20 protein-coding genes are annotated in these 20,771 nt (G+C 66.5%); 18 read left to right on the top strand and 2 right to left on the bottom strand.

What is annotated here, in order from left to right; all coding sequences use genetic code 11:
• Positions 1–123: 123 nt before the first annotated feature.
• Positions 124–1,866: a gamma-glutamyltransferase family protein gene (locus NV401_RS02665; RefSeq protein ID WP_261292822.1), complete on the top strand. Its 1,743-nt coding sequence runs from the start codon at positions 124–126 to the stop codon at positions 1,864–1,866.
• On the opposite strand, the gene NV401_RS02670 is transcribed toward NV401_RS02665, so the two are convergent.
• Positions 1,863–2,900 carry a quinone-dependent dihydroorotate dehydrogenase gene (locus NV401_RS02670; protein WP_261292823.1) on the bottom strand — a complete coding sequence of 346 codons (1,038 nt, stop codon included), beginning with the start codon at positions 2,898–2,900 and terminating at the stop codon, positions 1,863–1,865. The two genes, NV401_RS02665 and NV401_RS02670, sit on opposite strands and share 4 nt — an antisense overlap.
• Positions 2,901–3,142: 242 nt before the next feature.
• Between NV401_RS02670 and NV401_RS02675 the strand changes: the two genes are divergently transcribed.
• The 8 genes from NV401_RS02675 to NV401_RS02710 all read left to right on the top strand — a co-directional run bounded on the left by NV401_RS02675 (position 3,143) and on the right by NV401_RS02710 (position 9,986).
• Positions 3,143–4,000 carry an AraC family transcriptional regulator gene (locus NV401_RS02675; RefSeq protein WP_261292824.1) on the top strand — a complete coding sequence of 286 codons (858 nt, stop codon included), beginning with the start codon at positions 3,143–3,145 and terminating at the stop codon, positions 3,998–4,000.
• Between the two features lie 97 nt (positions 4,001–4,097).
• Positions 4,098–4,604 carry an SUF system Fe-S cluster assembly regulator gene (locus tag NV401_RS02680; RefSeq protein ID WP_261292825.1) on the top strand — a complete coding sequence of 169 codons (507 nt, stop codon included), beginning with the start codon at positions 4,098–4,100 and terminating at the stop codon, positions 4,602–4,604.
• Positions 4,604–6,088, top strand: coding sequence for a Fe-S cluster assembly protein SufB (gene sufB, locus NV401_RS02685; RefSeq protein ID WP_261292826.1), 1,485 nt, complete (start codon positions 4,604–4,606; stop codon positions 6,086–6,088). The genes NV401_RS02680 and sufB overlap by 1 nt, the downstream gene beginning before the upstream one ends.
• Before the next feature lie 160 nt (positions 6,089–6,248).
• Entirely contained in the window at positions 6,249–6,992 is a 744-nt protein-coding gene (sufC, locus tag NV401_RS02690) for a Fe-S cluster assembly ATPase SufC (RefSeq protein WP_261292827.1), read from the top strand.
• Between the two features lie 126 nt (positions 6,993–7,118).
• Positions 7,119–7,904 (top strand): SufD family Fe-S cluster assembly protein, encoded by a 786-nt coding sequence (locus NV401_RS02695; protein WP_261292828.1) that lies wholly within the window; start codon positions 7,119–7,121, stop codon positions 7,902–7,904.
• The gene (locus NV401_RS02700; RefSeq protein ID WP_261292829.1) at positions 7,904–9,163 is read left to right on the top strand and encodes a cysteine desulfurase; all 1,260 of its coding nucleotides are present in this window, start codon (positions 7,904–7,906) and stop codon (positions 9,161–9,163) included. The genes NV401_RS02695 and NV401_RS02700 overlap by 1 nt, the downstream gene beginning before the upstream one ends.
• Positions 9,160–9,633 carry an SUF system Fe-S cluster assembly protein gene (locus NV401_RS02705; protein WP_261292830.1) on the top strand — a complete coding sequence of 158 codons (474 nt, stop codon included), beginning with the start codon at positions 9,160–9,162 and terminating at the stop codon, positions 9,631–9,633. The genes NV401_RS02700 and NV401_RS02705 overlap by 4 nt, the downstream gene beginning before the upstream one ends.
• Positions 9,633–9,986, top strand: a complete 354-nt coding sequence (locus tag NV401_RS02710) for a HesB/IscA family protein (RefSeq protein ID WP_261292831.1) — start codon at positions 9,633–9,635, stop codon at positions 9,984–9,986. The genes NV401_RS02705 and NV401_RS02710 overlap by 1 nt, the downstream gene beginning before the upstream one ends.
• A gap of 40 nt (positions 9,987–10,026) precedes the next feature.
• On the opposite strand, the gene NV401_RS02715 is transcribed toward NV401_RS02710, so the two are convergent.
• Positions 10,027–10,542, bottom strand: coding sequence for a MucR family transcriptional regulator (locus NV401_RS02715; protein ID WP_261292832.1), 516 nt, complete (start codon positions 10,540–10,542; stop codon positions 10,027–10,029).
• A gap of 368 nt (positions 10,543–10,910) precedes the next feature.
• Here NV401_RS02715 and NV401_RS02720 point away from each other — a divergent pair, with 368 nt between their 5' ends.
• From NV401_RS02720 to NV401_RS02760, 9 genes are all read left to right on the top strand, one after another.
• Positions 10,911–12,422, top strand: a complete 1,512-nt coding sequence (locus tag NV401_RS02720) for a hypothetical protein (protein WP_261292833.1) — start codon at positions 10,911–10,913, stop codon at positions 12,420–12,422.
• Between the two features lie 350 nt (positions 12,423–12,772).
• On the top strand, positions 12,773–13,558 hold the full coding sequence (locus NV401_RS02725; protein ID WP_261292834.1) for an HpcH/HpaI aldolase/citrate lyase family protein: 786 nt from the start codon (positions 12,773–12,775) through the stop codon (positions 13,556–13,558).
• Between the two features lie 31 nt (positions 13,559–13,589).
• A complete protein-coding gene (locus NV401_RS02730; protein WP_261292835.1) occupies positions 13,590–14,279 on the top strand; it encodes an SDR family NAD(P)-dependent oxidoreductase in 690 nt (229 codons plus the stop codon).
• Entirely contained in the window at positions 14,263–15,414 is a 1,152-nt protein-coding gene (locus NV401_RS02735; RefSeq protein WP_261292836.1) for a 3-dehydroquinate synthase, read from the top strand. Before NV401_RS02730 ends, NV401_RS02735 begins: the two co-directional genes overlap by 17 nt.
• Complete coding sequence (locus NV401_RS02740) at positions 15,411–16,451, top strand: glycosyltransferase family 2 protein (protein ID WP_261292837.1); 1,041 nt, start codon at positions 15,411–15,413, stop codon at positions 16,449–16,451. The genes NV401_RS02735 and NV401_RS02740 overlap by 4 nt, the downstream gene beginning before the upstream one ends.
• A gap of 106 nt (positions 16,452–16,557) precedes the next feature.
• The gene (locus tag NV401_RS02745; RefSeq protein WP_261292838.1) at positions 16,558–17,598 is read left to right on the top strand and encodes an NAD-dependent epimerase/dehydratase family protein; all 1,041 of its coding nucleotides are present in this window, start codon (positions 16,558–16,560) and stop codon (positions 17,596–17,598) included.
• Positions 17,595–19,412, top strand: a complete 1,818-nt coding sequence (locus NV401_RS02750; protein WP_261292839.1) for a thiamine pyrophosphate-binding protein — start codon at positions 17,595–17,597, stop codon at positions 19,410–19,412. Before NV401_RS02745 ends, NV401_RS02750 begins: the two co-directional genes overlap by 4 nt.
• Positions 19,413–19,434: 22 nt before the next feature.
• A complete protein-coding gene (locus NV401_RS02755) occupies positions 19,435–19,860 on the top strand; it encodes a GtrA family protein (protein ID WP_261292840.1) in 426 nt (141 codons plus the stop codon).
• Positions 19,853–20,761, top strand: a complete 909-nt coding sequence (locus NV401_RS02760; RefSeq protein WP_261292841.1) for a class I SAM-dependent methyltransferase — start codon at positions 19,853–19,855, stop codon at positions 20,759–20,761. The genes NV401_RS02755 and NV401_RS02760 overlap by 8 nt, the downstream gene beginning before the upstream one ends.
• Positions 20,762–20,771: the final 10 nt, after the last annotated feature.

Here is a 20,771-nt window from a genome sequence, read left to right on the forward strand (position 1 = left end):
GGTTCCGCCAGTGAGGTCAGCACGCGCCCTGTCCGCGCTATCGTCGCTCGAATGTCGCGCCAACCGTGGACGCCCCCGCCGCGACCCGGTACGCGCGGGGCCTGTGATCGTTGGAGCGTAAACTTGAAGCTGATCCGAAACCTGCTGGTCGCCAGCGCCTCGTTCGCGCTGGCCGCCTGCGCCACCGCCCCGCTGCGCGACACCGCCCCCACCACCGTAGCCGCGCCGGCCAAGGGCCAGATCTTCGCCGTTGCCGCCAACCCGCTGGCGAGCGAGGCGGCGATGGCGGTGCTGCGGCGCGGCGGCAGCGCGGTCGACGCGACGATTGCGATGCAGGCGATGCTGTCGCTGGTCGAGCCGCAGAGCTCGGGCATCGGCGGTGGCGGTTTCATGACCTATTACGATGCGGCGACCAGGCGCGTGACCATCTTCGACGGGCGCGAGACGGCGCCGGCGGGCGCGACGCCCGACATGTTCCTCGACGATTCGGGTCGCCCGCTGCCGTTCGGTGAGGCGGTGCTGAGCGGCCGCTCGACCGGCGTGCTCGGCGCGGTGCGGATGCTCGCGCTGGCGCACCAGCGGCACGGCAAGCTGGCGTGGCGCACGCTGTTCGGCGATGCCGCCCGCACCGCGCGCGACGGCTTCATCGTCTCGCCGCGGCTGGGCCGGTTCCTCGCCAGCGGAGCCTTTCCCGAGAGCAATGCGCCCGACGTGCTGGCCTATTTCGCGCGGCCCGGCGGGGGGCTGCTGCAGGCCGGCGATCGGCTGCGCAACCCGGCCTATGCCGCGTTCCTCGCGCGGCTGGCGGCGCAGGGGCCGGACGCGCTGTACAAGGGCGAGACGGCGCGGCGGATCGTCGCGCGGGTCGGGCAGGGCGCGCATCCGAGCAGCATGACGCTGGCCGATCTCGCAGGCTATCGCCCGATCGAGCGCGAGGCATTGTGCGGGCGCTACCGCGTCTATGTCGTCTGCGCGCCGCCGCCGCCGGCGAGCGGAGTCGGCATGCTGCAACTGCTGATGCTGCTCGAGCGCACTGACATTTCGACGCGCGGCCCCGGCGATCCGCAGGCCTGGTTCACGTTCGCCGAGGCAAGCCGGCTGATGTACGCCGATCGCGATCGTTATGTCGGCGATCCGGCGTTCGTGTCGGTGCCGGTCGCGGGGCTGCTCGACCCGGCCTATGTCGACGGGCGCGCGACGCTGATCGGGGCGCGCGCCGGCGCGGCGCCGGCCGCGGGCGTACCGGCGGGCGCACCCAAGGTCGCGCTGGACCGGACGCTGGAGCCGATCGGCACGTCGCATTTCGTGATCGGCGATGCGCAGGGCAATGTCGTGTCGATGACCACCACGGTCGAATCGATCTTCGGCTCGGGGCGGATGGTCGACGGCTTCTTCCTCAACAACCAGCTGACCGATTTCTCGTTCAGCCCGCGCGATGCCGCCGGACGGCCGGCGGCCAATGCGGTGGCACCGGGCAAGCGCCCGCGCTCGTCGATGACGCCGCTGATCCTGCTCGATGCCGATCGCCGCTTCGCCGGGGCACTGGGCTCGGCGGGGGGCAATTCGATCCTCGCTTATGTCGGCAAGTCGATGGTCGGCGCGGTCGACTGGCGGCTGCCGATGCAGCAGGCGATTGCGCTGCCCAATCTCGTCGCGCGCGGCGGGGCGTTCCAGGGCGAGGTGACCAAGTTCACGCCGCAAGTGCTGGCCGGGCTGGCAGCGCTGGGCGTGAGCCTGAAGCCGGGGCAGGGCGAGGATTCGGGGCTGCAGGGCGTGATCGTGCGGGGTGGCGTGATCGACGGCGGCTACGATCCGCGCCGCGAGGGGCGCTTCCTGGTCGAACCGGCGCCGGCGGCCCGCCGCTAGGCGGTGCCGACAGCGTCGCCGACCGAAGCGAAGCCGTCGCGCTTCAGTCGTTCCGCCAGACCTTGCGCGATACGCCGCGCGAGCCCCGGTCCCTCGAACACCAGCGCCGAATAGAGCTGGACCAGGCTCGCGCCGGCGCGGATCCGGGCATAGGCCTCGTCCGCGCTGTCGATCCCGCCGACCGAGATCAGCGGCAGCGCCGCGCCGGTCGCGGTGCGGAAATTGGCCAGCCGCGTGCGCGCCAGCGCGGCGAGCGGCGCGCCCGACAGGCCGCCGGGCTCCTTGGCGTTGGACGATCTGAGCGACGGCCGCGACAGCGTGGTGTTGCTGACGATCAGCGCATCGACGCCCTGGTCGAGCGCGGCGCGGGCAATGCCGTCGATTTCGCGCGCATTGAGGTCCGGCGCGACCTTGAGGAACAGCGGCGGGCGCTTGTCGCCGATGCGCCGCGCGGCATCGGCCGCGGCGAGCAATTCGGTCAGCGCGGCGCCATGCTGCAGATCGCGCAGGCCCGGCGTGTTGGGGCTGGAGATATTGATCGTCACGTAATCGGCGATCGCCGCCGCCTTTTCCACGCCGGTGGCGTAATCGCGCACGCGGTCACTCGCGTCCTTGTTGGCACCGACATTGATCCCCAGCCGTCCGGCGCGTGCCGCCGCGGCGGCGCGCGGCAGCGCGGCGTCGATACCGCCATTGTTGAAGCCCAGGCGATTGATGATCGCGCGGTCCTGCGGCAGGCGGAAGATGCGCGGCTTGGCGTTGCCGGGCTGGGCCAGTGGGGTCAGCGTGCCGATCTCGACGCTGCCGAAGCCGAGCCCGAAAAAGCCGTCGATCGCGCGCCCGTCCTTGTCGACGCCGGCGGCCAGCCCGACCGGGTTGGCGAAATCGAGCCCGGCGACCGAACTGCGCAATATCGGCGCGTCGACCGGTCCGCGCCCGCGCCCGCCCCAGGCGGCCAAAGCGGTGATCGTCAGGCCGTGTGCGCGTTCGGCATCGAGCGCGAACAGCGCCGGGCGGAGGAGGGGAAACAGCATGACGCGCCCATGGCATTCCTCCGGCGTGCGGTCAAAGCAGCACGACCCCGCCGCTCGTGGCGATTTCGTCCAATACAACCGCATCGGTTTGGCTCTAAAGCCGCATTGCGACCCAAGGAATCCTTCCTCAACAGGGGGGTTCTTCCCCTAACGGCCCGTGCGGCTTGCCGCGCGGGCCGCTTTTCTTTTGCGCTGATTATGTATAGCTAGTGCGATAAGGAACGGAAACGGGGGCGTTTTCCTTGGCGGATATTAAGCTGGACTATGCAATCCCGCCGAGCGATCTTGGCGATTATATCTCGTTATTCTATCTCTTCGTCGCCGATACGCCGTTGTTCGAGGATGTCGAGCGCGCGGATCGCGCACAATTTCGGTTCCGTCTGACGCCTGGTGGTCACACCTATCGCTTCGTCGACGGGACGGCGCAGTCGCCGCCCGACGCCCATGTCATCGGGCCGACCAGCGGACCGAGCAGCGTTTCCGCGCCAGGCCCGGTGCGCGTCTTCGGCATGGGGCTGACCCCGCTCGGCTGGGCGGCGATGATCGGCCGCGACGCATCGACCGTGCTCAACCGCACGCTCGATGCCAATCTGCTGTTCGGGGCAGGGCGGATGCGCAAGGCGACCGCGGCCTTGGCGAAAGCGCCGGACTTGGCGACGTGCCTGAGAATTGCCGAGCCGCTGGTCCGTGATTTGCTGCAGCGTGGCGACGGCGCGGCGTGCGGCTTCGTGCAGCAGGTCGACCGCTGGCTGTCCGGCGCGCCGTCGCCCGATATCGCGCATCTCGTTGCCGAGACAGGCCTGTCGCGGCGGCAGGTCGAGCGCAAGTGCAACATGCTCTACGGCGCGCCCCCCAAATTGCTGGCGCGCAAATATCGCGCGTTGCGCGCGGCCGTCGCACTGCACAGCTCGGACGATCGGCTCGACGACGTGATCGATCGCGGTTTCTACGATCAGTCGCACCTGATCCGCGAGGTGAAGCAGTTCACCGGCCTGACCCCGCGGCAGATCCGCGCCGATCCGGGCGCGTTGCAGCAGCTGACGATCGCGCAGCGCACGGCGCTGGGCGGCCGCGTCAGCCCGCTGATCAGCGAGACCTGACGGGCGGCGCGCCCGCCGAAGGTGGTTGACTAAACCGGGCTCATCCCCAAATAGGCAATCGGAACAATTCAGTCCGATTTGAGAACGCTTCGCAACTATGCGCCTGTCGAGCCTTGCCGATTATGCCGTCGTGATGATGGCCGCCGCCGCGCGCCGCTGCGGCGGGGCGGCGCGGCTCAATGCGACCTTGCTTGCCGAGGAAACCGGCGTGCCGCTGCCCACGGTGCAGAAGCTGGTCAGTCGGCTCTCCGCGGCGGGACTGATCGAAAGCGCGCGCGGCACCGGCGGCGGGTTCCGGCTGGCGCGGCCGGCGGCGGCGATCAGCCTTGCCGATATCATTGAGGCGATCGAGGGGCCGATCGCGCTGACCAGCTGCGTCGAGGCCAGCACGCATGACTGTGCGCTCGAGGGCGACTGCCGCGTCAAGCCGCATTGGGGCATGGTCAACGGGGCGGTGCGCGGCGCGCTCGACGGCATCTCGCTGGCGACGTTGGCATCCATCCCATCACTTTCCCGCGACGGCGGGAGCGCAGGCGCCGCTGGCGCGGCGTCCGGAACGCAGGATCCCCGCGTGCGCGGGGAAACGATGAAGGCACTAGTATAATGGCCACCAAGAACGCCGAAGCTTATGAAGCCGTCAGCAAGACGTACGAATGGGGCTTCCATTCGGACATCGAGCAGGACTTCGCCCCCAAGGGGCTGAGCGAGGATACCGTCCGCTTCATCTCCGCCAAGAAGGGCGAGCCTGCCTGGATGCTCGACTGGCGGCTCAAGGCATTCCGCCTGTGGCTGACGATGGAGGCGCCCGACTGGGCCAAGCTCCAGATGGATCCGATCGACTATCAGGACGCCTATTATTACGCCGAGCCCAAGGCCAAGCCCAAGCTCGGCTCGCTCGACGAGGTCGATCCCGAGATCCTGCGCGTCTATGAGAAGCTCGGCATCCCGATCGAGGAGCAGAAGATGCTCGCCGGGGTCGAGGAGCTCGATGCCGAGGGCAACCCCAAGCGCCGTGTCGCGGTCGATGCGGTGTTCGACAGCGTCTCGGTCGCGACCACCTTCCGCAAGGAGCTGGAGGCCGCGGGGGTAATCTTCCGGTCGATCTCCGAGGCGATCAAGGAATATCCCGATCTCGTCCGCAAGTGGCTCGGCAAGGTCGTGCCGCAGCACGACAATTATTTCGCGACGCTCAACTGCGCGGTCTTCAGCGACGGAACCTTCGTCTACATCCCCGAGGGCGTGCGCTGCCCGATGGAGCTGTCGACCTATTTCCGTATCAATGCCGAGAATACCGGCCAGTTCGAGCGCACGCTGATCGTTGCCGACAAGGGCGCGTACGTCTCCTATCTCGAGGGCTGCACCGCGCCGATGCGGGACGAGAACCAGCTGCATGCGGCGGTGGTCGAGCTCGTCGCTTTGGACGATGCCGAGATCAAATATTCTACCGTGCAGAACTGGTATCCCGGCGACGAGAACGGCAAGGGCGGGATCTACAATTTCGTCACCAAGCGCGCGCTCTGCCAGGGCAAAAATTCGAAGGTGTCGTGGACGCAGGTCGAAACCGGCAGCGCGATCACCTGGAAATATCCCAGCTGCGTGCTCGCGGGCGAGAACAGCGTCGGCGAATTCTATTCGGTCGCGGTGACCAACAATCGCCAGCAGGCCGATACCGGCACCAAGATGATCCATCTCGGCAAGGGCTCGCGCTCCACCATCGTATCGAAGGGCATTTCGGCGGGGCGCTCGGACAACACCTATCGCGGGCTGGTGCGCGTGGCGCCGACCGCGGAGGGCGTGCGCAACTTCACCCAGTGCGATTCGCTGTTGCTCGGCGACCAGTGCGGCGCGCATACCGTGCCGTATATCGAGGTGCGCAACCCGTCGGCGCAGATCGAGCATGAGGCGACGACCTCGAAGATCTCCGACGACCAGATGTTCTACGCGATGCAGCGCGGGCTCGACCAGGAGGCGGCGGTGGCGTTGATCGTCAACGGCTTCGCCAAGGAAGTGCTGCAGCAGCTGCCGATGGAGTTTGCGGTCGAGGCGCAGAAGTTGCTGGGCATCAGCCTCGAGGGCTCGGTGGGGTAATGGCGAACGGCCGTCCCACTATTCGCCGTCATGCTGAACTTGTTTCAGCATCCATCGTGCAACACGTCCCGTCCTTCCAAGGGGAGGAATGGACCCTGAAACAAGTTCAGGGTGACGGTGGATTTGTTGATCGTCTGACTGAAATCGAATTGAGAACCTGATGCTGAAAATCACCGACCTTCACGCCGAAATCGACGGCAAGGAAATCCTCAAGGGCCTGTCGCTCAGCGTCAATGCGGGCGAGGTCCATGCGATCATGGGCCCGAACGGCGCGGGCAAGTCGACGCTCGGCTATGTGCTCGGCGGGCGGCCCGGTTATGAGGTCACCGGTGGCGCGGTTGAGTTCGACGGGCAGGACCTGCTCGAGATGGCCCCGCACGAGCGCGCCGCCGCTGGCCTGTTCCTCGGCTTCCAATACCCGGTCGAGATTCCGGGCGTGTCGAACGTGCAGTTCCTGCGCGAAGCCTTGAATGCGCAGCGCCGCGGGCGCGACGAGAAGCCGCTGTCAGGCGCCGAGTTCCTCAAGCTCGCGCGCGGGCAGGCCGATGCGCTGAGCATGGATCAGGAGATGCTCAAACGACCGGTGAACGTCGGCTTCTCGGGGGGCGAGAAGAAGCGCAACGAGATGGTGCAGATGGGCATCATCAATCCCAAGCTGGCGATCCTCGACGAGACGGACAGCGGGCTCGACATCGATGCGCTGCGCGTCGTCGGCGACGGCATCAACCGCATCATGCGCGCGCCCGACAAGGCGGTGATCCTGATCACGCATTACCAGCGGCTGCTCGATTACGTGAAGCCGGATTTCGTCCACGTGCTCGCCGGCGGGCGGATCATCCGCAGCGGCGGCGCGGCGCTCGCGCTCGAGCTGGAGAGCGAAGGCTATGCCGGGGTGATGGCGTGACCTTGCCCCAAATCCGTCATGCTGAACTTGGTTCAGCATCCATCGTGCCGCCACGGCTGGCCGAGTTTGTGGAGGGATGGATCCTGAAACGAGTTCAGGATGACGGAGCTTTTTGTGGCTGAGGTTATGAAACTCCCCACGCGCCGCGACGAAAGCTGGCGCTACAGCGATCTGGAGGCTGTCGCTTCCGTCTGGCCCGTGCCGGCGGCAGAGATCATCGACGTCCCCGCGGGTACCCACGTGTCGCGCGTCATCGTGCAGGACGTCGCGACCGATGCCGTGGCGATCCGCGATTACCGCGTGATCCTGCGCGCCGGGGCGACCGCGACGTTTCACGTGCTCAACGTGGGCGGAACGCTTGGCCGCGTGACGATCGACGTCACCTGCCACGAAGGCGCGCATTTCGAGCTAGGCGGCGCGATCCTCGGTGGCGACGAGCAGACGCTCGAGATCGTCACGGTGCTCAACCATATCGAACCCAACGCCACGTCGAACCAGGTCGTGCGCTCGGTGCTCGCCGGTCGCGCGACCGGCTCGTATCTCGGCAAGGTCGCTGTCGCACGGCATGCGCAGAAGACCGATGCGTCGCAGTCGGTGAAGGCGATGCTGCTCAGCCGCACCGCGACCGCCAACGCCAAGCCGGAGCTCGAGATCTTCGCAGACGACGTGAAGTGCGCGCATGGCGCAACGGTCGGCGAGTTGGATGCGAATGCGCTGTTCTATCTCGCGTCGCGCGGGATCGCGCCGGCCGAGGCCAAGGCGATGCTGCTGCGCGCGTTCATCGGGTCGGTGTTCGAGGGGATCGAGGATGAGGCCGAGCGCGCGGCGGTAGAGGCGGCGGCGCAGGCGGCGCTGGAGCGGATGCTCGCTCCCCTCCCGCCTGCGGGAGGGGCTGGGGGAGGGCCTGTCTAATGGCTGACGTCGAATTCCTGCAACAGGCCCTCCCCCAAACCCTCCCGCACGCGGGAGGGGAGACTCGTCCGCTCGACCATGTCGGCGATTTCCCAGCAATCCCGTACGGCTGGGCGTATCTCGACACCGCCGCCACCGCGCAGAAACCGCAAGCCGTGATCGACGCGATCACGCGCGGCTATGCTACCGATTACGCCACGGTGCATCGCGGCGTATATCAGCGGTCGGCCGACATGACGCTGGCCTATGAGGCGGCGCGTCGCAAGGTGGCGACGTTCCTGGGCGCCGGTTCGGAAAACGAGATCGTCTTCGTCCGCGGCGCGACCGAGGGGATCAACCTCGTCGCACACAGCTGGGCGGGGACGCAGCTCAAGGCGGGCGACCGTATCCTGCTCTCCGAGCTCGAGCATCACAGCAACATCGTGCCGTGGCAGATGGTTGCCGAGCGCGTCGGCGCCGAGATCGACGTGATCCCGCTGACCGCCGACCATTGCATCGATCTCGATGCGATGCAGGCAATGATCACGCCGCAGCACAAGCTGGTCGCGCTGGCGCATGTCTCCAACGTGCTCGGCTCGGTGCTCGACGGCCGCCGCGCCGCTGATATCGCGCATAGCGTTGGCGCGAAGATCCTGCTCGATGGCTGCCAGGCGGTGCCGCGGATGGCGGTCGACGTGGCGGCGCTCGATTGCGACTTCTACGTCTTTTCGGGCCACAAGCTCTATGGCCCGACCGGGATCGGCGTGCTGTGGGGCAGGGGAGAATTGCTCGACGTAATGCCGCCGTACCAGGGCGGCGGCGCGATGATCGACCGCGTCAGCTTCGCAAAAACCACCTATGCCCCGCCGCCGGGGCGCTTCGAGGCGGGTACGCCGCACATCGTCGGCGTGCTCGGTCTGCATGCGGCGATCGATTATGTCGAAAGCATCGGTCTCGATGCGATCCACGCGCACGAAACCGCGTTGGTCGCCCGGACGCGCGCGGCGCTCGGCCAAATCAATTCGGTCACGCTGTTCGGGCCGGAAGACAGCGCCGGGATCGTTTCGTTCAGCATCAAGGGGGTGCATCCGCACGACATCGGCACCATCTTGGACGAAGCGCAGGTCGCGATCCGCGCCGGGCATCATTGCGCACAGCCGCTGATGCAGGTGCTGGGCGTCGACGCAACGGCGCGCGCCAGCTTCGGCGTGTATAATTCGGCCAGCGACGTGGATGCGCTGGTCGCGGGTATCGAACGAGTAACGAGGATCTTCGCATGAACGAAGAACGCAGCATTGCCATCGAGGAAGTCAGCGCGGTCGACGCGCCGCCGCGCGCGCGCGTCGACGTGCCGGATCCCTTTGCCGCACCGGCCGAGCGCAAGCGCGATTATCTCGAAGGGTTCCTGGCACAGAAGCCGGCCGGCGACACGCCGGGCGAACCCGGCGGCGTGCTGTACGAAGCGGTGGTCGATGCGCTGAAGGAAATCTACGACCCGGAAATTCCGGTGAACATCTACGATCTCGGGCTGATCTACGGCGTCGACGTGACGGCCGACGGCCATGCGGTGGTGACGATGACGCTGACCACGCCGAACTGCCCGGTCGCGGAATCGATGCCGATGGAAGTCGAACTGCGCGTCGGCGCGGTGCCGGGGATCGGTTCGTCCGAGGTCAATCTGGTCTGGGATCCCGCCTGGGACCCGCAAAAGATGAGCGACGATGCCAAGCTCGAACTGGGGATGCTGTGATGGCCACGATTGCTCGCCCGCGCCCTGCGGCGCTCAACCTCACGCCCTCGGCGCACGCGCGGATTGCCGAACTGATGGGTCGCGCGCCGGCCGATGCGGTCGGCGTCAAGCTGTCGACGCCGCGCCGGGGTTGCTCGGGCCTGGCCTATTCGGTTGATTACGTTACTGAGGCGAAGCCGTTCGACGAGCGCATCGACACACCGGGCGGCACGCTGTTCGTCGATGGCGGCTCGATCTTGTATCTGATCGGCAGCACGATGGACTGGGTGGAAGACGATTTCGCCGCCGGCTTCGTGTTCCAGAACCCCAACGCCAAGGGCGCGTGCGGCTGCGGCGAAAGCTTCACCGTCTAGCAACCGCGCGGCCCCGACCGGGACCGCGCGGCAGGGTTGGTTATTCGGCTGCCGTGGCCGGGCGACGGCCGCGCTTCGGCTTGTCGGTCGCCGCGGCGGCTTCGGACGATGCGGCGCGCGCCGCGCGGCCCTTCTGACCCAGCCCGATGCGGTGCGCCATCGCGCGGCGCTGTTCGGAATAGGTTTCGGCGACCATAGGATAGTCGGCCTTGAGATTGTAGCGTTCGCGATATTGCTCGGGCGTCATGCCGTGCGTGGACAAATGCCGGCGCAACGTCTTGTAAGGCTTGCCATCGATCATCGAGATGATGTGATCCTTGGAAGCCAGCGATTTGCGCGCCGTGACCGCAGGAATATATTCCTGCTCCGGCGGCGTTTCTTCGCTGGCGGAATCCGTAGCGGCACCGGCACCGGAAAGCTCGCTGACCGTTGCATGCATCGTGCGCAGGAACGCCGGCACATCTTCGGCCGAAACGCGGTTGTTCTGGTTGCTCAGCCACGCGATGGTGAGTTCAGTGGCAAGTTCGACAGCGTCGAGTGTTGTATCGTCAGACATGGTAGCTCCTATTGACCCAAGGGCGCCGCCGTTTCCGACGTTGCACTCCCGTGACAGCTATATAATCTGTAGTTGCGCAGTGTCGACCATTGAGCCGGTAAATTTTCAACATCATCGCGCCGCGTCGACAAGTTGCGTAGCGCTGTTCCCGCCGCATCTTATCTGTCCGGTGCGAGAACAAGCTCGCAACATATGGCAACATCTGCAGACTCGTTACACGGCCGGCTGTCGCACGAGGTTCGTGCCGTCTGCGATGATCGACCGACTGCGCGATGATCAAAATGGATAGCGATGAAGTGCAGCGCAGATGGTTTAGCCTTTGCTAACCAAGTTCGTGCGACACCGGCTTGTGCGACGCGGGAGCCGGGATGCCAGCCACCAATCATGACGGAAGGTATGGCGGTGCCGGTGCGGCGCCGGTCACGGCGCGGGCGGCGTTGCCGACCCGGGTCGGCTGGCGTGCGCCGCTCGTCGTGGCGGCGCTGATCCTGGGCGTGACCGGGCGGATCACCTATGGCTGGCAGGCGCCGTTGTGGTTCGACGAAACGTTCAGTGCGGTGATCGCGACGCAGCCGAGCGCTGCCGCGCTGCTGCATTGGTGCCTCAACGAGATGACCGGCCCGGCATTCTACATGCCGTTATGGCTGTGGGTGAAGCTCGCCGGATCGAGCGACATGGCGCTGCGCGTGCCCAGCCTGATCCTGTCGATCGCGGCACCCTTGCTGATCCTGTGGAAAGGCGCTGCCGATCGCGACCTCCGTTTGTGGTGGGCGGTGTTCGCGCTGCTATGGGTGCCGATGTTCGCCCTGGCCGGGGAAGCGCGGCCCTATCCGCAATTGTTCATGCTGGGCGTGGTGCAGGCGATCCTGTTCGTCCGGTTGCTCGCCGCGCCGGGCATCGCCCGGGCGAGCGGCTGGGTAGCGGTGTCGGTGCTGTTGATCCTGACGCACTATTGGGGCGCGGTGCCGTGCCTGGTTCAGGGTCTTGCCTATCTTGCCTGCCACCGGCGCCGCGCCGTGGCGACCTGGCCCGCACTGCTACTGCTGCTGCCGCTGATCGGCTGGGCCTATGTCCACCTGCCGCTGGTGCTGGCGATCACGATGCCCGCCGATCCGGTCTATCCCGATCCGCTGCGCACCGCGCTGACCGCCATTCCCGCCATGCTGCTCGGCGTACCGCTCGGCGCGCTGATCGTCCTTGCGGTGGTGATCGGCACGTTCGCGCGCCATGCTGGGCGGCGCGATGGCGGACGGGGCGCGTGGAGCCCGGAAACCGTGCTCGGCCTGTGCGGCACGGCCAGCCTGGCGCTGATCGTCGCGTTCATGCTGGTGCGGCCCGGCTTCGCGCCGCGCTATGTCACCCCGGCCATGCCGTCGCTGCTGTTCGGCCTGGCGCTATGGGCGCGGTGGATGGCGGTGCGCGATGCGCGGATGGTGATCATCGTGGTGGCGGTGCTGCTGTCGACCGCGGCAGGACTCGTCCTGGCGATGCTGACCCAGCCGGACCGCGATGCGCGCCATTTGTTCAACCTCGAACGGCCCTCCGCCTGGCTTGCCGAACGCCGGCCGACGCGGCTGGTAATGTTCTGGGACGGGCCGATCGGGGCACTGACGCCTGACGCCGCGCTCGATGCGGTGGGCGGCTTCTTCCTGCGCCGCGGCGGGCGGCCGCTGACGGTGGTCGTCGCCCGCGCCACGCCGGCGCAGGATCCCAATCGCGCGGTGCTCGCGCGGGCGACGCCCGGCAGCGTCATCCTTTGGACCGCTAATGACAGCCTGCCGGACGACCGCCGGCCGCGTATCGCGCACTATGATGCCGGCTACGACTGCCGGGATTTCGGCGGCGGCCAGCTCACCATGACCGCGTGCCGGCCGAAATGACGCCGGTCCGGCGATTTCAATCCGCGGTGCGACGCGGTACAGCGGCGCCGGACGGCGTTCCGCCGACCGCGCCGGGCGCGTCGGGTCGTCTTGCTCGTTGCCGGACCTGGAGCCACCGGCCGCCCCAGATCTGTTCCTATTCTGCAAGACTAGCTTGCGCTGCCCAAGTCCTCGGGATGAATGTTACAGAAGTGAAATATAGCAACGTGCAGAGATGAGAAGAGTTTTTGCCTTTGATAGCCTGTTGCGGCATGAGCCACTCGGTTGGTTTCCCGGCGCGGCGACTTCAAGACATCGTGGCAATGGCGACAGCAAACTGAGGGGTTCCTGTGAATACGACTGAACGAAAGATGCTCGACCTGTTGAAAAAGGGGCGGGATCAGTATGGCGTCGTTGCGGTGAAGGCAGAATTCGAAGCCGAAGGCACGCGTCCCGACGAGTTCCACCGCCTGCTTGAACTTGCGCAGCGCGCGGATCTTAAGGTGGCGTTGAAGATCGGCGGGTGCGAGGCGGTATCGGATCTGCTGTCGACCTCCGTTTACGGCGTCGATTACGTGATCGCGCCGATGGTCGAGACAGCCTATGCCTTAACCAAGTTCGTCGCTGCCAAGAACAAGACGCACGGATCGGCCAAGCAACGGACAGAATTCCTGTTCAACGTCGAAACCGAAACCACGTTACGCAATCTCGACGAGATGATGCCGATCGCCAAGGCCGGCGTCGATGGCATCGTCTTCGGCCGCGTCGATTTCACCTTGTCGCGCGGGCTGCCGCGCACGGCGATCAACGACGGCGCGATCACCGAAGCGGTGCTGCAGGTCGCGCGGGCGTGCGTCGATGCCGATCTGGAGCTGGTCGTCGGCGGCGCCGTCTCGATCGACGCGGTTCCCGCGCTCGAGGCATGCCGCGCGGTCCGGCTCGATCGTTTCGAGACGCGCAAGGTCGTGTTCGACGGGGCTGCGCTCGCCGCCGGTGCGATCGAGGCCGGGATCGCCAATGCGGTCGATTTCGAACTGGCATGGCTGGCGAACAAGCGCGATTATTACAGCCGCATCGCGCAGGAGGATGCGGTGCGCATCGACATGATGGAAGCGCGTCTGGCGACCCTGGCGGCCGCGGCCCCCGAGCCGGTCTGAGCTGACCGTGACGGGGCCAGGACGTCTGCTGTTGTTTGGTGCGTCGGGCGCGATCGGCGGCAACGTGGCCGCGCGCGCGCTGGAACGCGGCTGGACGGTCGTCGCCGTATCGCGCGCCGCGGCGCCGGCCGATCGCGCGGGGATGGAATGGCTGCGCTACGATCCGCTCGACGATACCGACGGGCAGGCGCTGGATGGGCAGGCGCCGTTCGATGCGGTGTGCTGGGCGCAGGGCGCCAATATGGCGGATTCGCCCGCGGCGTTCGATATGGAGCGCCATCTCGACTTGTACCGCGCAAATTGCCTGACCGTGCTGGTGGCGCTGGCCGCCTTGCTCGATCGATCGCTGTTGCGCGCGGGCGGTGCGCGGCTGGTGGTGCTGAGTTCGATCTGGCAGGAGCGCGCTAGGGGCGACAAACTGTCTTACACGATGACCAAGGCGGCGATCGGCGGGCTGGTGCGCGCGGCCAGCGTCGATCTCGGCCCCGCCGGGCATCTGATCAACGCGGTGCTGCCCGGGGTGATCGATACGCCGATGGCGCGCGCCAATCTGTCACCCGCGCAGATCGAGGGGATCGCGGTGCGGACCAGCGCCGGGCGGCTGGCCGACATGGCGACGGTCGCCGAGGCGATCCTGTTCCTGTGCTCGGCGGCGAACGGCAGCATCACCGGGCAATCGATCACGGTGGATTTGGGAATGAGCAATGCCATCCTGGTCTGAACCCGCAATCCGCTTCGATATCGCGGCATCGACCGGCAATTACGGCGTGGCGATCGCGCCGGGGCTGATGCGCGACCTGGTCGCCCGGCCGGGCGAGCATGTGTTCATCGTCGATGCGCGCCTTAAGCAGCCGCTGCTGGATGCCGGCATCGATCCGATCGTGATCGTCGCCGACGAACCGGCCAAGACGCTGGATCGCATGACCGACATCGTCGTCCAGTTGCGCGAGCGTCGCGCGACGCGCGGCACCACCCTGGTCGCGGTCGGCGGCGGGGTGGTGCAGGATATCGCCGCGTTCGTCGCCTCGATCTACATGCGCGGGATCGACTGGATCTACGTGCCGACGACGCTGCTTAGCATGACCGACAGCTGTATCGGCGGAAAGTCGTCGATCAATGTCGGCGCCTACAAGAATATCGTCGGCACCTTCCATCCGCCGATCGAGGTGCTGATCGATCCGCATTTCATCGCCACGCTGTCGGCCGAACAGAAGGCCGCCGGCCTGTGCGAGGCGGCCAAGATCTGCCTGTGCCGCGGGCTCGACCAGTTCGATGGCTATGCGGCGGAAGCACCGGCGGTCGACAGCGCCGATGTCGCGCTGGTGCCGGTGATCGAACGCAGCCTGCGCGCCAAGAAATGGTTCATCGAGATCGACGAATTCGATCAGGGCGAACGGCTCGTGCTCAATTTCGGGCATACGTTCGGCCATGCGATCGAGGCGGCGAGCGGCTTTGCGGTGAGCCACGGCATCGCCGTCGGCCTGGGCATGATCGCCGCGCTCGACCTGGGGCGCGCGCTGGGCCGGGACTATGCCGCCGTGCCGCAGATCGCGCGCTTCCGCGCGCATATCGGCGATCTGCTGCGGGCGGTCGACGATCTGCCGGCGGCGCTGTCCTCGGCCAGTGTCGATGCGCTGATGGACGCGTTTCAATCCGACAAGAAGCACAGCCGCGAGACGTTCGCGGTGATCGTGGTGACGGCGGCCGGCGCGGTCGAGCGGCTGCTGCTGCCGCGCGACGCCGCCAGCGATGCGATGATCCGGCGCGCGTTCCAGGCGATGCTGGCTGAATATCGGGTCAATCCTGCGCCGCGCATCGCGTCGGTCGCCTCATCCCCGGCCGGAGCCATGGCATGACGTACATAGGCGAGCCGATCCACGCTGCGCGGAGCGACAGGGCGCATCCCGTGCCGCCGATCGAAATCTCGTTCGCCATTCCGTGCTACAACGAGGAGGATAATGTCGTTGCGATGTACGAGGCGGTGACCGCCGAGGCGGAGCGCCATGCGTCCTCACACGAGATCATCTTCATCGACAATGCCTCGACCGACCTTACGCGCGAGCGGCTGCGCGAGATTTGCGCCCGCGACGGTCGCGTGCGCGCGATCTTCAACAACCGCAATTACGGCCAGATGCGATCGCCGACCCACGCCATTTATCAGGCAGAGGGCGCGGCAGTGATCGCGCTGTGCTGCGATTTCCAGGATCCGCCGGCGCTGATCGGCGAGATGATCCGGCAATGGCGCGCCGGCGCGCAGATCGTGATGGGCCAGCGGCGCAAGGAAAAGGTATCGCCGATGCTCGGGCTGGCGCGGCGCGGCGGCTACAGCTTCCTGCAGCGCTTCGCCGATTACCCGGTGATCCCGGGGGCTACCGGCTTCGGCCTGTACGACCGCGAAGTGGTCGACATGCTGGCATCGTGGAACGAGCCCGAACCGTTCTTCCGCGGCATGGCGGTGGAAAGCGGCTATCGCGTCGCGCTGATCCCGTTCGATCGGCCGCTGCGTGCGGGCGGCACGACGAGCAACAATTACTGGTCCTTGCTCAACTTCGCGCTGTCCGGCCTGGCCGGATCGGCCAAATCCTTGCTGCGGCTGCCGCTGGTCCTGTCGATCTATATCGGCCTGTTCACGATCCTGCTTGGCATCGCCACCGTCGTGCGCATGTTCTTCGTCGGCTATACGCCGCTGATGATCTCGGTGACGGTGATCCTCGGCATGTTCTCGACTCTGCTGCTGTTCATCGGGCTGATGGCCGATCAGATGCGCCTGCTGGTCGAGCGCTCGCGCAACATGCCGCTGGTGATCGAGCGGGAGCGGGTGAACTTTCCCGACGAGCGCGCGCTGCCGGCATCCCGCGCGGTCAATCGCCTGCATCTCGACGGGCGTGCATGAGCCTTCGGGCCCGTCCGATCTGCGCCGCGCAAAATGCCGGTCCAATGTCGATGGTAATTGCGCCGGCTGCGGCACCTGAGCCGATCCGACCCGGGGCAGCTGCGGCATGAGCTGGACGTTCGACGACGATCTCGCCGCCATCTACGCGGCGCTCGCGCCCGACTGGGCGCGGCTCGCCGGTGCGCGGATCTTCATGACCGGCGGCACGGGTTTTATCGGTCGCTGGATGCTGGAAGCGCTGCGCGATGCCGACCGGCGGCTCGGGCTCGGCATTCACGTCACCGTGCTCAGCCGCGATCCCGCGGCGTTCGCCGCGCGCGTGCCGCAGCTCGCCGCCTGGCCCGCGCTGACGCTCGTCGCCGGCACGATCGATGCGCTCGAGGCCGATGGGACGCGCTACAGCCATGTGATCCACGCCGCGACCGACGCCAGTGCCGATCTCAATCTCAACAATCCCCGGGCGATGTTCGATACCGTCGTCACCGGCACGCGCCGCGCGCTCGATTTCACCGTGGCGAGCGGCGCCGGCCGCTTCTTCTTCCTCAGCTCCGGCGCGGTCTATGGCGCGCAGCCGTGGGACGTTGCCGAGGTCGGCGAGGATTGGCGCGGCGGGCCCGATCCGCTCGACCCGCGCGCCGCCTATGCCGAGGGCAAGCGCGCGGCGGAGATGCTGTGCGCGATCTATGCCAAGCAGTTCGGGCTGCCGTTCGTCAGTGCGCGGATCTTCGCCCTGCTCGGGCCGTTGCTGTCGCTCGACATCCATTTCGCCGCCGGCAATTTCATCCGCGATGCGCTGGCCGGGCAGACGATCCGGGTGGAAGGGGCGGGGACGGCGGTGCGCTCCTATCTCTATGCCGGCGATCTTGCCGCCTGGCTGTGGAAGATCCTGCTGACGGCGGCCGATGGCGCGGTGTACAATGTCGGATCGGAAGAGGCGGTGTCGATCGCCGCATTGGCCGAGCGCGTGTCGCGCGTGCTGGGCAATCCCGGTGGCTTCGAGATATTGGGCCGTCCCGATCCGGGCTGGAATCCGGGGCGCTATGTGCCTTCGACCGCCCGGATCCGGCGCGAGCTTGCGGTACGGTCGACGGTGGACCTCGATGAGGCTATCCGCCGCACCGCCTATTGGAACGGATGGAAGCCATGACCAGAATGAAATTGAGCGCCTGGGTCACCGAGCAGCTGGTCGAGCACGGCATCCAGCATGTCTTCATGCTGACCGGTGGCGGCGCGATGCATCTCAACCATTCGTTCGGCACCGATCCCCGGCTGCAGACCGTGTTCACGCATCACGAACAGGCGCTGGCGATGGCGGCGGAGGCCTATTACCGGCTGACCAACCGGCTGGCGGTGGTCAACGTCACGTCCGGCCCGGGCGGGACCAATGCGATCACCGGCGTCTATGGCGCATTCGTCGATTCGATCGGCATGCTGGTGATTTCGGGGCAGGTGAAGATCGAGACGACGGTGCGCTCGACCGGGCTGGCGCTGCGCCAATATGGCGATCAGGAGCTCGATATCGAAGAGCTTGTCCGGCCGATCACCAAATATGCGACGATGGTCACCGATCCGCGCTCGATCCGCTATCATCTCGAAAAGGCGATCTATCTCGCGACGAGCGGGCGGCCCGGGCCAGTGTGGCTGGATATCCCGCTCGACGTGCAGGCAGCGCAGATCGATCCCGACGATCTGCTGCCTGGCTTCGATCCGGCCGAGCTGGACGAACCGTGGAAAGCGACCGATCTCCACGCGGCGGCCGCGGCGATCATCGCCAAACTGAGGCAGGCGAAGCGCCCGGTGGTGTTCGCCGGCGGTGGCGTGCGGCTCAGCGGCGCCCATGCGCAGTTCATCGACCTCGTCGAAAAGCTCGGCATTCCCGTGGTCACCGCGTGGAACGCGCATGACGTGATCTGGAACGATCACCCGCTCTATTGCGGCCGTCCCGGCACGATCGGCGACCGGCCCGGCAATCTCGTCACGCAGAGTTCCGATTTCCTGCTGGTGCTCGGCAGCCGCCTGAACATCCGGCAGGTCAGTTACAATTGGGCGACGTTCGCGCGCGCGGCGTACAAGGTGTGGGTCGATATCGATCCGCTCGAACTGCAGAAGCCGACCGTGACGCCCGACATGCCGGTGGTCGCCGATCTCAAGGATCTGATCCCGGCATTGCTGGCGCAGGATTATGACGGGCCGAGCGCCGACCAGCGCGCGTGGCTCGATTGGTCGCTGGAGCGCGGCCGGCGCTTCCCGGTGCTGCTGCCCGAATATCAGCACAACCAGGTGGTGCACCCCTATGTCGCGATGGACACGCTGTTCCAGGCGCTCGACCAGGACGATGTCGTGGTCACCGGCAATGGCAGCGCCTGCGTGGTCAGCTTCCAGACCGCGACGCTGAAACAGGGCCAGCGGCTGTGGACCAATTCGGGCTGCGCGACGATGGGCTATGATCTGCCCGCAGCGATCGGCGTGGCGGCGGCGCGCGGGTTCGACAAGCGCGTGATCTGCATCGCCGGCGACGGCAGCATCATGATGAACATCCAAGAGCTGCAGACGATCGCCGGCTATCGCATCCCGGTGAAGATCTTCCTGCTCAACAATAACGGCTATGTCTCGATCTTCCAGACGCACCGCAACTTCTTCAATGGCGTCGAGGTCGGCGGGGGGCCGAAGAGCAACGTGACCTTCCCCGATTTCGGCAAGGTTTCGCAGGCGTTCGGCTTCAGCTATCTGCGCGCCGCACGGCACGAAGACCTGGCCGCGACGATCGCCGCCGCGCTGGCGACCGAGGGGCCGGTGCTGTGCGAGATCATCATCGACGAGCATGTCGCGTTCGCGCCCAAGCTCAGCGCCAAGCAGCATCCCGACGGGCGCATCACTTCGCCGGCGCTGGAGGACCTGTCACCCTTCCTCAGCCGCGAGGAACTGCGTGACAATATGCTGATCGATCTGATCGAGGAATGACAGGGCGATGGGGGCTGGCACGATGAGGCGGCTGCCCGCGCTGCTGGCGCGCCACGAGAAGCAGGTGCGCTTCCTCGTCGCAGCCGGCGTCAACACCGCCTTCGGCCTGTCGATCTACCCCGTCCTGCTCCTGTCCTTCGCGGCGCTCAATCGGCATTATCTGCTGGCGCTGGCGATCGCCCAGCTGCTGAGCCTGTCTTTTGCATTCGCCGTCTACAAGCTTGGCGTGTTCCGCACGCAGGCGGGGATCATTGGCGAGTTCGGCCGGTTCGCCAGCTTCTATCTGTTTCACTATGCGGCGAACTGGATCGCGCTGCCGGTGCTGGTGGAAGCGGCGGGCATCCCGCCGATCATCGCGCAGGTCGGTTTCTCGCTCGTCTTGATGGCCAGCAGCTGGTTCTGGCATAGTCGCATAACATTCAAATCACGCGAGAAAATCGATGAGTGAGCTGTTCCAGCACCGCGGCTGCCCGGCCTGTGGGGCAGATCGTCCCAAGGAGGAGATGCATAGCGAACAGCGCGCGGAAGCCATGACGCTGGACGCCTTGCGGCCGTATTGGAGCGGTCTGTTCAAGGAAAAGGTGTTCTTTTCCTACGCGCGATGCCCGTCCTGCGGCTTGCTGTTCGCGCCGACATTCTTCACCGGGCCGCAGCTCGGGGAGCTGTATTCGGCGATGGCGCCGAACATGGAACTGGTGCCGACCGACGCGCTGGACGCGACCCAGCGTGGCTATTGGGATATTGCCAAGCAGGAGGGGCCGCTGGACGGCGGCTATCTCGAGATCGGCCCCGATATCGGCTTCATCGTCCGCCTTGCCGCAGAGCAGGGCTCGTTCGATCATTTCTGGCTGGTCGAGCCCAACCGGCTGGTTCACGCGCCCTTGGCCGCAGCGACCGGCGGCAGGCCGCACGACATCATCACCGACATGGACGATCTGTCGCCGGTGCCGGACGGGTCGGTCGGGCTGGCGGTGATGGTCCATGTGCTCGATCACCTGCTCGATCCGCTCGCCTCGCTCAAGAACATCCGCCGCAAGCTCAAGCCGGGCGGGCGGCTGGTGATCGTGACGCACAACGAGGCGTCCGTGCTGCGCACCGCGATGCGCCGCAAATGGCCACCCTTCTGCCTGCAGCATCCGCAATTGTTCAATCCGGACTCGATCACCGATCTGGCCAGACGCGTCGGGTACAGCACGGTGACGGTGGAGCGCAGCAAGAACTATTTCCCGATCGCGTTCATGGCGCAGCAGGCCGCCTATACGGTCGGGCTCGACATCAGCAAGGTGCCGCTGCCGACTACCGCGATCGGGCTTAAACTGGGCAACATGATCACAGTGGCGCAGCGCTGACGGGCCGGTG

Origin of the sequence: Sphingomonas hylomeconis (assembly GCF_025370105.1) — a bacterium.
In the GTDB taxonomy this organism is placed as follows: Bacteria; Pseudomonadota; Alphaproteobacteria; order Sphingomonadales; family Sphingomonadaceae; genus Sphingomonas; species Sphingomonas hylomeconis.